Annotated in this window: 11 protein-coding genes; 5 read left to right on the plus strand and 6 right to left on the minus strand. The window is 33.9% G+C overall.

The window, feature by feature from the left end:
* Window positions 1–12: 12 nt before the first annotated feature.
* The 3 genes from ACFSTE_RS07345 to ACFSTE_RS07355 all read left to right on the plus strand — a co-directional run bounded on the left by ACFSTE_RS07345 (window position 13) and on the right by ACFSTE_RS07355 (window position 4692).
* Window positions 13–1839, plus strand: coding sequence for a peptide MFS transporter (locus tag ACFSTE_RS07345; RefSeq protein ID WP_176028561.1), 1827 nt, complete (start codon window positions 13–15; stop codon window positions 1837–1839).
* A gap of 14 nt (window positions 1840–1853) precedes the next feature.
* Window positions 1854–4070: a peptide MFS transporter gene (locus ACFSTE_RS07350; protein WP_378257320.1), complete on the plus strand. Its 2217-nt coding sequence runs from the start codon at window positions 1854–1856 to the stop codon at window positions 4068–4070.
* Between the two features lie 82 nt (window positions 4071–4152).
* Window positions 4153–4692 (plus strand): thioredoxin family protein, encoded by a 540-nt coding sequence (locus tag ACFSTE_RS07355; protein WP_176028563.1) that lies wholly within the window; start codon window positions 4153–4155, stop codon window positions 4690–4692.
* Window positions 4693–4792: 100 nt separating this feature from the next.
* Here the strand turns inward: ACFSTE_RS07355 and ACFSTE_RS07360 are convergent, their stop codons facing one another.
* From ACFSTE_RS07360 to ACFSTE_RS07370, 3 genes are all read right to left on the minus strand, one after another.
* Complete coding sequence (locus ACFSTE_RS07360; protein ID WP_176028564.1) at window positions 4793–4951, minus strand: hypothetical protein; 159 nt, start codon at window positions 4949–4951, stop codon at window positions 4793–4795.
* Window positions 4952–5195: 244 nt separating this feature from the next.
* Window positions 5196–7244: a ComEC/Rec2 family competence protein gene (locus tag ACFSTE_RS07365; RefSeq protein WP_378257317.1), complete on the minus strand. Its 2049-nt coding sequence runs from the start codon at window positions 7242–7244 to the stop codon at window positions 5196–5198.
* On the minus strand, window positions 7241–7741 hold the full coding sequence (locus ACFSTE_RS07370; RefSeq protein WP_378257315.1) for a C40 family peptidase: 501 nt from the start codon (window positions 7739–7741) through the stop codon (window positions 7241–7243). Before ACFSTE_RS07370 ends, ACFSTE_RS07365 begins: the two co-directional genes overlap by 4 nt.
* Window positions 7742–8059: 318 nt before the next feature.
* Between ACFSTE_RS07370 and ACFSTE_RS07375 the strand changes: the two genes are divergently transcribed.
* Together ACFSTE_RS07375 and ACFSTE_RS07380 are read left to right on the plus strand one after the other, a co-directional pair.
* On the plus strand, window positions 8060–10213 hold the full coding sequence (locus tag ACFSTE_RS07375) for a hybrid sensor histidine kinase/response regulator (protein WP_378257312.1): 2154 nt from the start codon (window positions 8060–8062) through the stop codon (window positions 10211–10213).
* Between the two features lie 229 nt (window positions 10214–10442).
* Window positions 10443–12659: a hybrid sensor histidine kinase/response regulator gene (locus ACFSTE_RS07380; protein WP_378257310.1), complete on the plus strand. Its 2217-nt coding sequence runs from the start codon at window positions 10443–10445 to the stop codon at window positions 12657–12659.
* Here ACFSTE_RS07380 and lpxB read toward each other — a convergent pair.
* The 3 genes from lpxB to surE all read right to left on the minus strand — a co-directional run bounded on the left by lpxB (window position 12649) and on the right by surE (window position 15004).
* On the minus strand, window positions 12649–13764 hold the full coding sequence (gene lpxB / locus ACFSTE_RS07385; RefSeq protein WP_378257308.1) for a lipid-A-disaccharide synthase: 1116 nt from the start codon (window positions 13762–13764) through the stop codon (window positions 12649–12651). The genes ACFSTE_RS07380 and lpxB overlap by 11 nt on opposite strands.
* Window positions 13765–13932: 168 nt before the next feature.
* Window positions 13933–14229 (minus strand): hypothetical protein, encoded by a 297-nt coding sequence (locus ACFSTE_RS07390; protein WP_176028570.1) that lies wholly within the window; start codon window positions 14227–14229, stop codon window positions 13933–13935.
* Window positions 14222–15004, minus strand: a complete 783-nt coding sequence (surE, locus tag ACFSTE_RS07395) for a 5'/3'-nucleotidase SurE (protein ID WP_176028571.1) — start codon at window positions 15002–15004, stop codon at window positions 14222–14224. The genes ACFSTE_RS07390 and surE overlap by 8 nt, the downstream gene beginning before the upstream one ends.
* Between the last annotated feature and the right edge of the window lie 273 nt (window positions 15005–15277).

Raw genomic sequence — 15277 nt, forward strand, 5'->3', positions numbered from 1 at the left:
TAAATAAACATAATGGCAGATACAGTTAAAGCAGCTCATCAAAAAGAGCTATTTGGGCATCCGGTAGGATTGTTCGTACTATTCTTTACGGAAATGTGGGAACGATTCTCTTACTATGGAATGAGAGGACTTCTAGTGTTGTACATTGCAACTTCGGCTACGGCGAATGATCCGGGACTGGGTTGGACGACAAAAGATGCACTGTGGTTGTATGGGTGGTATACCATGTTAGTATACGTGATGTCTATTCCAGGTGGAATTATAGCAGATAAATGGCTGGGGCAGAAAAAAACGGTGATGCTGGGAGGATTGTTGTTGTGTTTAGGACATGGGGTATTAGCGATTCCGACAAGTACCGCTTTCTTTGGAGGACTGGCTTTGGTAATTCTTGGTGTAGGGTGCTTGAAACCCAATATTTCTACGATGGTAGGAGGATTGTATAAAGAAGGAGATATTCGAAGAGATAAAGGATTTACGCTTTTTTATATAGGGATTAACCTTGGAGCCTTTTTAGCCGGGATTATTGTAGGAATTGTAGCGGCAAAATACGGTTGGCACTGGGGATTCGGTTTAGCAGGAATCGGAATGGTTCTGGGACAAATCGTATACATGTGGGGACAGAAATATTTAGTAGGAGTAGGTGATTTTATTGGAGCAAAAGAATCTGTAAATAAAGAAGCAGCAAAAAAACCATTGACCAAAATAGAAAAAGATCGGGTAATTGTATTATTGATTTCTTTCTTGATTGTAATTGTTTTTTGGGGAGCATTTGAGCAGGCAGGAGGATTGATGAACCTGTATACAGATGTAAAAGTAAATAGAGTTACCGGATTTGGAGGACCAGAATGGTTACAAGAAATACCAGCAGCTGTATTCCAATCGCTAAATGCAGGATATATTATCATTTTTGGAACTGTAATAGCCGGATTTTGGGTATGGTGGCGTAAAAAAGGAAAAGAGTCATCTTCCCTATTTAAAATGGCAATCGGAACAATCATTATGGGACTAGGTTTTGTATTTATGATGTTTGCTTCTAAAGAAGCTGCTGCAGAGAATTTTGGGAAAGCTGCAATGTTTTGGATTTTTATGGCTTATTTATTCCACACTATTGGAGAGCTATGCGCTTCGCCGGTAGCCTTATCATTTATAACTAAGTTAGCTCCTGTGAAATACGCTTCAATTATGATGGGAATATATTTTGCATGTACCGGGTTTGGAAATAAACTGGCAGGAGCAATTGGGGAATCTTCTCAATTAGAACCATATGAAGGAAAGATGATCGCAAATAAAGAAGTTGTGTATTCTTTTGTAAATAAAGCCGAGTATACCAAAGAAGTAGATGGTAAAGAAATTACTGAAAAAGATTATGCGATTAATCGTGATAAAAACTTTGAAATAAGAGCAGCATTATACCCACAGGGTGATAAAGTAGAATTTGCGGATTATGAGAAAGGAACCTCTTTAAATTCGTTGTTTGTTCTGGGTAACTCAGAAGGACATAATACGAGTTCTCAGCTATTAGCGTACTTAAAAGAAAATAATGTAACAAAAGAAAACCCATATCACGCTAAGTTGTTATTCGAAAAAGATGAAGAAAAGGCTAAAATAGAAGCGAATAAAGGGGATGGAAAAGATTATAGCGTTTCATTTAAAATAGAAGAAGAACAAAATGCGTTAGAGTATAACATATTTACGATAATTACCGTATTTACAGTTGCTTTTGGATTGTTATTGATAGTATTCCTGAAAAAACTAAAGGTATTGACGCATGGGGCAGAAGATAATGAGAGAGATTTGAGAAACGAAGAAGCGGAAGGATTCGAATTAGCTGATAACTAAAATTAAAGAAAACAATGAACTCGAATATTACAGATACGAATGACTTTTTCAAGGATAAAGTTTTAGGTCACCCGGCAGGACTGTTTGTGCTGTTTTTTACAGAAATGTGGGAGCGTTTTTCCTTTTATGGAATGCGAGCTCTTTTAGTATTGTTTTTTACAGCATCATTATTTGATGAAGGTTGGGGATGGCCTAGAGAACATGCTTCGGCATTGTTTGGCTCATATGTTGGGCTGGTTTATCTTTCTACAATGCTAGGGGGGTATTTTGCAGATAAGATAATAGGATTTCGTTGGGCAGTTGTCGTTGGAGCACTCTTGATGACCTTAGGGCATGGAGCAATGGCAGTAGAAACCCCATTTTTTATATATATGGGATTAGGACTACTGGTATTTGGGAATGGTTTTTTTAAACCAAATATGACTTCAATTATTTCTGAAATGTATAAGAACCATCAAGAGAAAAAAGATGGAGCGTATACGATTTTTTATATGGGAGTGAATGCAGGAGCATTTTTTGGTATTTTACTTTGCGGATATCTGGGAGAAAAAATCGGATGGAGTTACGGGTTTGGATTAGCAGGAATCTTTATGCTTTTTGGACTTATTCAATTTTGGCTGGCGCAGAATATTTTTGGAGATATCGGATTAAAACCAAAGAAGGAAGAACAAACAAAAGCATCAACATCAGAAGAAGATAATGATAAACGGGTGCCTTTCTCAAAAGGACAATTAGTGCTTATTACAATTTGTAGTGCTCTGGGAATCTTATGGATTTTGAATGATCCGGCAGCTAAGATATCAGAAGGAGCTTTTAATATTTTTGATTTTCAAATGTTAGGGCTGGAAGGAAACAACTTTGTGATTCTAACTGCGCTTGTTTTGTTTTTAGGGCTGTTAATATATAGGTTGACAAAGTATTCTCAGTTGACAAAAGAAAAGCTAATAGCAGTTACTTTTTTTGCATTTCTTACCATTTTCTTTTGGGCAATTTTCGAACAATCACCGAATACGCTGACGGTTTTCGCTAAAGATTATACAGATAGAGTACTAGAAGGAACTTCAGCATATATTTTCAAAGTGATAAACACGCTTATAGCCATAGTGCCTTTAGGGATAATTACCTGGGTATTGTGGTTGTTGTTTAAACAAACCTTTGCGAAATATAAATGGTCGAATATTATTTTGGCTACTAGTTTTGTAATTGTCTGGGGAGTTACTATCTGGATGATCTCTAATGAATTTAAAGCATCTTCCTATAACGTTACTTATAGCAATGTTAACGGGAAAACAGAAGAGGTAAAAATAATTTCTTCAGAAGCATATAAAGAAAATGATGTTATAAAAATAAAGGATATCCAAAGTCTCTCTATTTATGACCAGAAAGAGGCATCTAATGGAAATAATAAAATAGAGAATGGATACCTGATTGATGGGAAAGGAAATCAAGTAGGAGAATGCCTTGCAGCTAAAGTTGTAGGATTCTCTAAAGAACCAAAACCAGGTGCTTTTGGAACAACAGTTAATAATGTAGATGTGGTTATTACTAATAGCCTAGGAGAATCTGTTTCTAAAAAAGTTAAGATTTCTTCTGAAGAGAAGGGTGAATTAAATGTGGGAGACGAGATATTGGTCAAAATTGCGCATTCGATTAAATATGACCTAAACCAAACTTCGCAAACAACCGCTACCATTTCATCTGTCAATAGTGCGGTAGAAATTCCAGCTAGTTGGTTTTCGATATTGAATTCATTGTTTATAATTGCTTTTGCACCTTTGTTTTCTAAGTGGTGGGAAAGCAAATACAATCCGTCTGCCAATATGAAGTATGGTATAGGAATGTTCTTATTAGCGATAGGGATGGCTTGTGTAGCTTTTGGAGCTAATGGAATTGAACCAGGAGCAAAAACAGCTTCAGTGAGTATAATTTGGTTGATTTTGGTGTATCTGTTCCATACTATGGGAGAATTATGTATTTCCCCTGTTGGTCTTTCGTATGTAAGTAAGCTTGTACCTGCCAGAATGATTGCTTTTATGTTTGGGGTTTGGTACTTAGCTGTTGCTATTGGAATGAAAGGAGCGGGTAAATTCGGAGAGAATATTGATAAGATTGCAGATACCGAAGGAATTAGCTATTTCTTTTGGATGTTGACTATTGTGTCTGTTGTTGTGGGAGCAATTTCTATTCTTTTTGAACCGATTATTAAAAAATTAATGCACGGAGTAAGATAAAAAATATGTGTTTTTTAAGCCCAAAAATGAATACATATTATAAGGAATGATTTTTGTTCCGACTAAACTAAAAAAACTACTTATGAAAAACCTACTATTTATTTTTGGTATTTTGATTTCCGGGATAGTTTCATCTCAGGAAATTAATTGGATGACAATGAATGAGGCCTTAGCGGCGCAAAAAAAACATCCAAAGAAAATTTTTATGGATGTATACACTGATTGGTGTGGTCCTTGTAAATTGTTGGATAAAAATACATTTCATAATGAAGATGTGGTGAATTATGTAAATAAGAATTATTATGCAGTGAAATTTAATGCAGAAGGTACGGAGGAGATACATTATAATGATTTTACGTATACAAACCCAAATCACAATCCAGACAGGAAAGGGAGAAATAGTCAGCATTTCTTTGCAAATGCGTTAAAGATTAATGCGTATCCAAGTATTGTGTTTTTTGACGAAAATGGAAAAGTAATCGCTCCCGTAGCTGGGTATAAGACGCCTCAGCAATTAGAATTATTCTTAAAGATGATTCATAAAGATGATTTTAAAAAATTGACAACAGAAGAGGCATGGAAAGCATATGAGGCTTCTTTTGTCAGTACCTTCAAGAATTAGTAGGCAGATAATAATAACATCAAAAAACTCTCTATAGAAATATAGAGAGTTTTTTTATTTCTTTTTTTAAGTTAGTTAGTGTGTGAGATAAGTAATCAGATTACGAATTTTCTTGGTTTTTAGAGTCTTTCGTTTCTTCTTCTAGTTTGTGTTTTCGGATAGTTTCCAATGCCCACTTGTAATTATCATGGTTTTCTAAAGTAAACCCATGCTTTTTCTTATAAGCAAGCATGATTTTGTGTAATTTTTCTTCTGTCATTTTTCTAATGATTTAAAATAAATGTGTAATAAATTTAATAAATATATAAAAAAATTGACTAAAAATAAAAAATGAAGATTCTTATATATAGATGTTTATATTTGGTGTGGTTAGTTTAATTGTTTGTTTTATAGATGTACAGCATGTATGAGAAATGGATAGAGAAAGGTGGCTTTTTTTAGTGGGTGTGTAAAATTGTTAATGATATTGGCAATAGTATATAATAATTTTTATCAAAAGGGAATTAGCGCTCTAAAATGAAGGCTCCTTTAGTATTCGTATTATAGAATGGAACTTGTTTTTTAATACAAGTGTTTTGCCACAACTGTACCATGCTTCTATAATTAGATCCATCAGCAACAATGAGTTTGGGGGCTAAGGTTTGGATAACTCGTTCTAAATTGATTTTAGGGGAGTTTGTCAATAAAAGTACATCAGGAATAGTTTTTTTAGTGGTGTATATCATACTACTATCTATAACCATGATGAGTTGATCATCGTATTGGTATATATTTTTTAATTGTTCGAAGGTTGTTTGATGGATATTATATTGGGTTTTATAAGAGGAATATAGTTGCTTTTGTATAGCAGAGGTTATAGGATTACTGCTGTATATTGCTAGTTTATTACCATTGTGTATACCAATAACGCTGTTTTTTATCGTATGGTAAATTATTAGCCTGTTCGTATTTAATCGTATACGCTGTTCCAGGTTAAAATTACAGATCAGGACAATAAGGCTTGAGAAAAAGAACATATAAGAGGTCTTTTTGTTTTTATAGGTGATTCGGAATAGAGTAAAAATGGTAAGTAGGGTCAGAATTACAGAAATTCCTGAAAAAGGAATTGAGGATATCATCGCAAAATCATGAGAGGAAATCCATGAAATAATACCGTTCATTCCATCGAGTAATACACCTAATAAAGCCGCGATGCTATCGGGAAGTAAATTTATAGATACCAGTATAATTGCAATAAAACCAATAAGAAGAGTGCTTCCAAGAAATGGTATTACCAATAAGTTGGTAAGTAGGAATAAGAGAGGGAACTCGTGGAAATAAAATAATGATATTGGCAGTATACCTATTTGAGCAGCAATAGGGACAGTAATAAGATCTCTTAGTTTTCTGTAAAAGATACCATTGATTTGGAGAAGAGAATCAAGCCTGGGTTTAATCAATACAATTGAAAGCACAGCAGCATAACTTAATTGAAATCCCACATCATAGATAAACATAGGGTGATAACAAAGAATCACAAATATGGAAATAATTATAGCATTATATATACTTGCTTTAGTCGCTAGTGTAGTGCCCAGAGCGATAAATGAAAACATGACAGTGGCTCTGAGAATAGAGGGAGATACACCAGTTAGAATGGCAAAAAACCAGAGAAAAATAATAGTAAGGCTGACAGAAATATACTTTCCTTTTTTACCAAACCGATGTATTGGTGTTAAAAGGTTTTGGAGTAATAACAAAAGAATTCCAATATGTAATCCGGATAAAGCAAGAATGTGTAGTGCGCCGGCTCTTCTGTAATCAGTAAGCAAGGATGTAGCTATGTTTTGTTTTTGCCCTAAGAATAGTGCCTTGATAAGTGAAAGCTGTGTAGGGGAGAAATGATGTACTTCTAATTTTTTTATTAGATGCTCCCTGAGATGGTAAGTGTAGTTATGAATAAGATTGAATTTTTCTTTACTTTTAATTAATTGGGGATAAGATGCTGAGATTTGATGATAGATGTATTTGTTTTGTAAATAGATGCTATAATCAAACTGCGATGGGTTTTTAGCAAAAGGAATGTCGGAAAATGAAGTGTAAACAATGTAAGAAGTTCCGGGGATAAGAACAGGGTTTTCTTTGGTTCGGATTATTTTTAATAATAGATGTCCAGATGCGCTTTTACCGTCTACAGAACGAATGTTGACAATATATCGATGGTAGTAGTTGGATGATCTTAATTGTTCCCGTACGTAGAAGTATATTTCATGTTTTTGCGAACTAAGGTCTGGGATTATGTTCGAATAGTGATGGTTGTAATTTGTTGGTTTGTGAATGTTGCTGAGGGCTATACCAAAAAAAGAAAAAGATATAATTGTCCAGCAATAAAAAAGAGATCCTTTTTTTAGAGATCTCTTAGTGTATATTTTAATACAGTATAAAATGCCAATGCAAATGGCGACTAGTAATAAGGATAATTTGAGAGATATAAGAATATATTCACTAATTAAAATCCCTGTTATGGTTGAGAGTGTAATAACCAGAAAAGGGATATTAATAAGTTTCATCATAAAATTCTTCGGGCTCCGACAAAGCAGCTATTCCAATAGCGCTCATTCAGGCTGGATATTGTTACTCCTTTGGAAACTGATGCATGGATAAATTGAATGTTTTTTCCACTGGCAACAACTAATCCCACATGATTAATGACTTTTTTGTTTTTATTCGTTCTGAAGAAAAGAAGATCTCCCGGACTAATTCGTTTTAAGGAAACAGGTTTTCCTTTGGATGCCATGCTTCTTGAGGTTCTGGGAAGGGGTACATTTTCTTTTTTAAAAGAGGTGTATATTAAACCAGAACAATCCATTCCTCTTCTGGTAGTTCCTCCGTACTTGTATTTAGTGCCATTAAAAGTTTTTGCATATGAAATAATACTTTTAATTTTCTTATTGCTCTTTTTGTGAACCGAGGTTTTCTTAGCAGAATCAAAACTTTTAGAACGCTTGGAACTTCCACAAGAAGAAAAGAAAAGTGAGGTTGCTATAAGTAGGAAAATTATTTTTTTCATATTACTCATTACTTAGGGATGGTCTTTTAATTAAAATAGGGCATGCCGTAGCAAATTAAACCATTATGAGCGATTTTCAAAATAAGGAGAAATACTTTCTTGAGATCTTTCCTGAAATTATAGGAAACCAAATGAGGAACAGGGTATTTTTTAGGAGAATAAAGGGGGTGTTTTCGTATTTAAGGCTGGTTTTTAGTGGGTTGTGGTTAAATAATGTACATTTGATATACGTTGATGTTTTCCAGTGGTGTAACAATACAATATATGAGAAGAACATTGCTAATTTTCGGATTTTGTTTTCTTAGTTTTTGTATATGCATGAATGCTCTAACCCAGGATGAAGCTATCAGTAAGGATAGTGTTCAGAAATTGTTAGAGGAATGTACTTCGTATATAGTAAGACCAGAAAAAGAATATAAAGAGAAAGGAATTAATTTACTAAATCTACTAGAAAATTTAGTGAAGCAGATGGAAGATCCTTATCTGGAATTTTTGGTGAATAAAAACAAAATAATTTTTGCAGTAAGTAACAGGGATCCCGTTAACCTGGAAAAATATGTAACTAGAAATTTTGAACTACTAAAAAGAATAGATGATAAACGGGAATTAGGACTCAATTATGAAGCTTTAGGACTTCTTAGATGGTTGCAAGGGAAACAGGAGGAAAAACTACAGGCATACATCAAAGCTGAAGAGCTGTTACGGGAGTTTGGGAAACCAGAAGACTTAATTGATGCAAACTTTAATTTGGCACTTTCTTTTTTAAAAGAAAAAGCCTGGAAGAAAAGTATTACTTATGGCGTAGCCTCCATAAATGCAATACAGGAGGTCGGTCTAAAGAAAACGCAACTCAAGCATTTGAATATTATTTTAGCAACAGCTTATTTAAATCAAGGAAAAATAAAAGAAGCGAAGGAACGAATTCAAGTAATAGAGAATGATCCGTTTTATTATTCTGATGTTGCTTATTTTTCTGGAAAATTTAATGCGGTCAAAGGATTGTATTATGACAAGCAGAAAGCCTATGAAAAAGCGGCATACTATTACGGAGTGTCTTCTGCTGATTATGCTCGTTTTGCTGAAGAAAAATCAAAAGAAGTGAGCTCTTTTCTGGCTTTAGAAAATACATTAAAACTTCAGGAAGCTGAAAATCAAAAAATACGAGTAGAAAATGAATTGAACAAAGAACGATTAAGAAGTGTGAAGTATATTTTCATTTTATGTGTTATTACCATTATCGTATTGATTGTTTTTGGAGTTAATCAGTTTAAAGCTTCCAGGTATAAATCAAAAGTAAATCAGGAGTTGTCAAAAAATTATGAAGCTTTGGTCGTGGCAAATAAAAAAGTTGATGAAGCATTACAGGTCAAGTCTAATTTTATGGATGCTGTAACTCACGAGTTGCTGACTCCGTTGAATACTATTAAGGGGGTTTCTTTTCTGTTACAGAAAAAAGAGAGAAGTAAAGCAGAAGCACATCAAATGAAGCTGATCAATGTATCAAGTGACTATCTCTTAAGTATGATTGATAGTGTGATTCACCTGAATTCTTTAGATAGGGGGAAAGAACAAGTAAAGAAAGAGCCATTTAATTTTAAATTTTTACTCAATGATTTGTTGAATTCTTCATTGCTAACGAAAAATAAACATGATAATAAAGTTCATTCAGATATCGATGTAAATATACCTGATATTGTATTGGGGGATATGCTAAAAGTTTCGCAGGTAATTACCCACTTGTTAGACAATGCATTTAAGTTTACTGAACAAGGGGATATCTATATCAAAGCAGGTGCAAAATTCGAAAGAAATAAGGTGGCTGTAAGTTGTGAGATTAAAGATACAGGGATTGGTATTTCGGAGGAGGAGAAGGGGGATATTTTCACTAATTTTTCCCAGGGATCTGTTGCAGTAAATAGATTGTATGGAGGAGTAGGATTAGGTTTGTCAATTGTAAAAAAAATAATAGACTTATTAGAAGGAGAAATAAGAGTAGATTCAGAAAAACACAAAGGAACAACTGTTTTTGTTTGTTTTGTTTTTGATAAAGCAGAAGGAATAGAAGAAATATTACCAGGAAGTAAGGAAGTAGTACACCCCGAAGAAAAAATTAATGTTTTGTTGGTAGAAGACAATAAAGTAAATCAGCTGATAACAGAAAAAATTATTACTAATTATGGGTTTCGTTGTGATTCTGCGAATGATGGGGAAGAAGCGGTGGCATTAGCAGCAAAAAATGAATATGCGTTGATTTTGATGGATGTAATGATGCCTAAGATGGATGGTTTTGAAGCTACAAAACATATTAAAGGGAATAATAAAGATATTCCTGTAGTTGCCTTAACGGCATTGTCAGAAGAATTAAATAAGAAAAAATTTAATGAAGTAGGGATAGAAGAAGTGTTGAATAAACCAGTAAATCCTGAAAAACTATACCAAACAATTGTCAAGTATAAAAGATCGATGTCATGATTTCTTTTAATGATTTTAATATAGATACTCTCCTTGTCGACTATATAAAAAAAACACAACCTGTTGCAATATAGTGTTATATGAAAGTTGCTTTTTTTAAAAACAGCATGTCTTAAAAAAGAGATAAATCCTTAATTAGTTACGTTTTATACTGGTTTTTAGTAAGTTAATACAGTAAATAGTGTATTTTTGTAGTTCGTTATACACAATTTATTAAAAGGATTTATTGATGAGATTTTTATTTGTGTTTTGTTGTTGTTGGATGCTGAGCTTTGGAAACGGAGTCTTGGGAAAAACAAGCAATTCTCAAATTAACAAAGAGTATGTAGAGAAATTACTCGAAAAATCTTCCACCTATTTAAAAAGTTCCCATAAAGATGTAAAAGAAAAAGGGATCAAATTGCTTAATTTTTTAGAAGTATTGGTAAAGGATCAGCAAGATGCATATCTAAAATTGAAAGTAAATAGCGCCAAGATTGATTTTTTCTTAAATAATAGGGATACAATTTATGCAAAACAGTATATAGATAAAAACTTTGAATTAATTGATAGGATAAAAGATGAAAGAGAACTGGGGCTGAATTATGAAGTGCTAGGGGTTTTAATGTCATTGCAAGGAAAAAAGGAAGCGGCAAAGACTGCTTATATCAAAGCAAAGGATAAGTTGAGTGAATTTGGAAAACCAGCTGACAGAATAGATATAAATTATAATCTGGCGATTATTCTTTTGAGAGAAGAAGCGTGGAAAGCATCAAGAGAACATGCGCTGGCATCTTTAAAAGCAATTAAAGAAACAGGAGTAAAAAAAGACCGTGTAAAAAGGCTTCAGATGATGTTGGCAACAAGTCATATTTATTTAGGAGAATATGTTGCTGCTCAGGCTAGTTTTGATTCAATTTTACAAGATGCATATTACAAACCTGATCAGTACAACTTTGAAGGATTGTTTAGTCATACCAAGGGAATCTATTTTGAAGAGAAAAATGAGCTTAAAAAAGCAGCATTCCATTATAGAGAATCTTCTAAGCATTACAAGAAGTATGCTTATGAAAAAATGAATGAAGTTAGTAGTTCAATAGCATTGGAGAATAAACTTCGCCTACAGGAAAAAGAAAATGATAAAATCCGGGTTGAAAATGAATTGAATAAAGAACGCTTAAAAAGTACGAAGTACCTCTTTATACTTTGTATGATAGTAATTGCAATTTTGATTGTTTTTGGTGCAAACCAGTTTAAAGCGGTAAGGTATAAAACAAAAGTAAATCAACAACTGACAAAAAATTATGAAGATCTGGTGCTGGCAAATAAAAAGGTAGATCTGGCATATCAGGCAAAATCTGATTTCATGGATGCAATTACTCATGAATTGTTGACTCCGCTTAATACAATAAAGGGAATTTCTTTTTTGTTGCAAAAGAGAAAAAAGAATACCGAAGAAGAACATCAAATGAAATTAATCAATTTATCCAGTGATTATCTGTTGGAGATGATTAATGATGTAATTCATTTGAATGCATTAAATAACGGGGGAGAGGAAATTAAGAGAGAACCTTTTAATCTCAATTTTTTGATAAAGGATTTAGTAGCTTCTTCTTTAGTTACTAAAAATAATAAGAATAATAAGATTCACTGTACCTTAGATGATAAGATTCCAGAAGTTTTATCAGGGGATATGCTAAAAGTATCTCGGGTAGTTACTCATTTATTGGATAATGCATTAAAATTTACAAAAGAAGGAGATGTTTACGTGTCGACTTCTTTGTTGCATAGCGGAAAAGAAACAGTAGATGTGCGGTTTGTTATAAAGGACACTGGCAGGGGAATGTCTGATAAAGAACGACAGCAAATCTTTGATATTTTTAATCAGGGATCTGTAAAAGTAAACAGAGAATATGGAGGTGTAGGTTTGGGGTTGTCGATTGTAAAAAAAATACTTACCCTATTAGAAGGAGAGGCTACCGTGGAATCCAGTTTGGGGAAAGGAGCCACTTTTTCTTTTGATCTTTCATTTGGTAGGGTAGCGACACAAGATAAGCCGCAGGAAAAAGCATTGAAAAACTCCTGGTCAGAAGATAAAAGCAGATTGAATGTCTTGTTGGTAGAAGACAATAAAGTCAATCAGTTAATAACAGAAAAAATTATTACGAATTACGGTTTTAAATGCGATTCGGCAAATGACGGTGAGGAAGCAGTTGCTCTCACCAGGGAGAAAGAGTATTCCCTTGTTTTAATGGATGTTATGATGCCCAAAATGGACGGTTTCGAAGCAACAAAACATATTAAAGGAATGTATGAAAAACTACCAGTAATTGCTCTTACCGCTTTATCAGAAGATCTTAATAAAGAGAAGTTTGATGAAGCAGGAATAGATGAAGTATTAAGTAAGCCTGTTAACCCGGAAAAATTGTATCAGACAATCGTCCGGTATAGCAAACCTATGTCCTGATAGCTTTAACAATTAATTGAGCCGTATTGTCACTTGCTCCTTTTCCTCCTAGTTTCTTTTCCAGATCATAATAGTCTAAAAATAAAACAGCCCGGTTATAGTCATCGGTAATGTGAGTTAACTCCTCTTTGAGTCGTTCGGGATTAAAATCATTTTGAATAAGCTCTTTGACAACTTCTTTCCCCATAATGAGGTTTACCAAAGAAATAAAATCTACCTTAATAACTTTTTTAGCAATTTGATACGATATTGCATTTCCTTTATAACAGACTACTTCTGGTATTTTAAACAATGCGGTTTCCAGAGTTGCTGTTCCTGATGTGACTAAAGCAGCATTACTGTGACTCAAAAGATCATATGTCTGATTCATAACCAGATGAACTCCTTCTTTTTTTATAAAGGGATCGTAGAAAGAAGCATCTTGGCTGGGAGCTCCGGCAATGATAAATTGATACTTAGGGAAGTCATCGACTACACTGAGCATTACTTCCAGCATTTTTCTTATTTCCTGCTTCCTGCTTCCCGGAAGAATAGCAATAATAGGTCGGTCGTCCAACCCGTTTTTTTCTTTAAAAGCTTCGGGAAGCATTAATTTATGCTGTCCGATAGCATCGATTAAAGGGTGTCCTACGAAATGAACAGGGAATTTATGTTTGTCCTCATAAAATGATTTTTCAAAAGGAAGAATGACGTACATGGCATCGATACACTTTTTAATTCCTTTTATTCTTCCTTCTTTCCATGCCCATATTTGTGGAGAAATATAGTAATGCGTTTTGAAACCTTGTTCTTTAGCCCATTTGGCAATGCGTAAATTAAAACCTGGATAGTCAATAAATATTAAGGCGTCTGGTTGAAAATCAGTAATATCTTTTTTGCAGGTCTTAATATTTTTAAGAATCGTAGATAAGTTAAAAAGAACTTCAATAAACCCCATAAAGGCAAGTTCCTTATAATGCTTAACGAGGGTTCCCCCGACAGCACTCATTAAATCCCCTCCCCAAAAGCGAAATTCAGCATCAGGATCTTCCTTAAGAATTGATTTCATAAGATTGGCTCCATGAAGATCTCCGGAAGCCTCTCCGGCAATAAGATAGTATTTCATGTGTTTTAATAGTTTTTAGTTGTCACATGATGCCCTGGATATCAATGAATATTACTTTATATGAGGTATCTATTTAATCTCGTAGGCATTATATTGTTATAAGTTATAAATTTTAATTTTGTGTACGATTTATAAACTCGCTTCGTCCTTTAATTAGTATAGCCCTGTCTAAATAAATTTACTAATTGCTACGCATATGGCTGCTATAATGGTAGCAAGAAGTACGCCACGTGCTTTATATGGCATATTTTTTTTGATAAAAAGGAAAAAAACAATCAAATTTAGGATAGCTCCCAAAACCAGTAGACTCCCGATTGTTCCATTCTGTACGGAGGCTGACAATGTCTCTGATAAGGATAGACCGTTAGGGCTTAGATAAGAAAATAGTAAAGTGCATATGATTACTCCGATACTATTGGCGATAAGCCCTACAATAAAACCAATTCCAATTTCTTTTTTAATCATTTAAATTCCAGTTGTTTAATTCTTGTATAAAATGGTGGGCTGTTAGGTCGAATTGAGTGGGTACAATAGAAATATACCCGTTCTGTAAAGCCCATTCATCTGTGTCTTCTCCTTTGTCTTCATTGATAAACTTGCCGGTTAACCAATAATAATCGCGTCCCATAGGGTTTGTTCTCTTGTCAAAATCTTCTACCCAATGAGCATTTGCCTGCCTGCATATTTTAGTACCTTTGATAGCGTCTCTATCCAGATTTGGTATATTTACATTGAGAACAATTCCTTTTGGCAGCCCATTAGCAATCACATTTTTAACAATGTTTTTTACAAATTTCTTAGAAGGTTCAAAGTTGGCATTCATAGAATAATCTAATAATGAGAAACCAATAGCAGGAATCCCTTCGATTCCCGCTTCAACGGCAGCACTCATGGTTCCTGAATAAATTACATTTATAGCAGAATTAGAACCGTGATTAATACCGCTTACGCATAGATCGGGTTTGCGTGGTAGAATTTGTCGGGTAGCCATTTTGACACAATCAACAGGAGTACCAGAACAGCTATATTCCTTCTGAGGGGCTTCCTTGTCGATTACAATAGCATCGCAGTATAAAGTGTTGTTGATTGTAATCGCATGCCCCATAGCGCTTTGCGGGCTATCTGGAGCTACCACCACCACTTCCCCTATTTCATTCATAACTTCAATTAACGCTCTGATTCCTGGCGCTGTGATTCCATCATCATTTGTAACTAAGATAAGAGGTTTTTTAGTAGACATAAGAAGGATTTTTTTGTAAAAATATTGAATATTATCGTATAAATACAGGCTTCAGATCTTAATTCATGATGGAAATATTTATTTTATTGATCCAGATATGAAAACAAGGGAATGTGTAGTAGAATTCCCTGCTTTTGTATCTGGTTTTTGAAGAAAAAAACAATCTTAACTTTTTGTAACATCCGTATTTTTTTTTCGTTTTTATAAAAGGTGTGTGAACATCGTCAGGGGATAATATTAGTTGTTTTAAAAAATATTTAGTAATATTACTTA

It is taken from the genome of Aquimarina hainanensis (genome assembly GCF_042684685.1).
Classification (GTDB): domain Bacteria; phylum Bacteroidota; class Bacteroidia; order Flavobacteriales; family Flavobacteriaceae; genus Aquimarina; species Aquimarina hainanensis.

Excerpts from the sequence above, each read along its gene's own strand:
- ACFSTE_RS07350 (WP_378257320.1), top strand. The coding sequence starts at position 1,854 with ATGAACTCGAATATTACAGATACGAATGACTTTTTCAAGGATAAAGTT.
- ACFSTE_RS07375 (WP_378257312.1), top strand. The coding sequence starts at position 8,060 with ATGAATGCTCTAACCCAGGATGAAGCTATCAGTAAGGATAGTGTTCAG.
- ACFSTE_RS07360 (WP_176028564.1), bottom strand. The coding sequence starts at position 4,951 with ATGACAGAAGAAAAATTACACAAAATCATGCTTGCTTATAAGAAAAAG.
- ACFSTE_RS07380 (WP_378257310.1), top strand. The coding sequence starts at position 10,443 with ATGAGATTTTTATTTGTGTTTTGTTGTTGTTGGATGCTGAGCTTTGGA.
- ACFSTE_RS07390 (WP_176028570.1), bottom strand. The coding sequence starts at position 14,229 with ATGATTAAAAAAGAAATTGGAATTGGTTTTATTGTAGGGCTTATCGCC.
- ACFSTE_RS07355 (WP_176028563.1), top strand. The coding sequence starts at position 4,153 with ATGAAAAACCTACTATTTATTTTTGGTATTTTGATTTCCGGGATAGTT.
- ACFSTE_RS07370 (WP_378257315.1), bottom strand. The coding sequence starts at position 7,741 with ATGAAAAAAATAATTTTCCTACTTATAGCAACCTCACTTTTCTTTTCT.
- surE (WP_176028571.1), bottom strand. The coding sequence starts at position 15,004 with ATGTCTACTAAAAAACCTCTTATCTTAGTTACAAATGATGATGGAATC.
- ACFSTE_RS07365 (WP_378257317.1), bottom strand. The coding sequence starts at position 7,244 with ATGATGAAACTTATTAATATCCCTTTTCTGGTTATTACACTCTCAACC.
- ACFSTE_RS07345 (WP_176028561.1), top strand. The coding sequence starts at position 13 with ATGGCAGATACAGTTAAAGCAGCTCATCAAAAAGAGCTATTTGGGCAT.
- lpxB (WP_378257308.1), bottom strand. The coding sequence starts at position 13,764 with ATGAAATACTATCTTATTGCCGGAGAGGCTTCCGGAGATCTTCATGGA.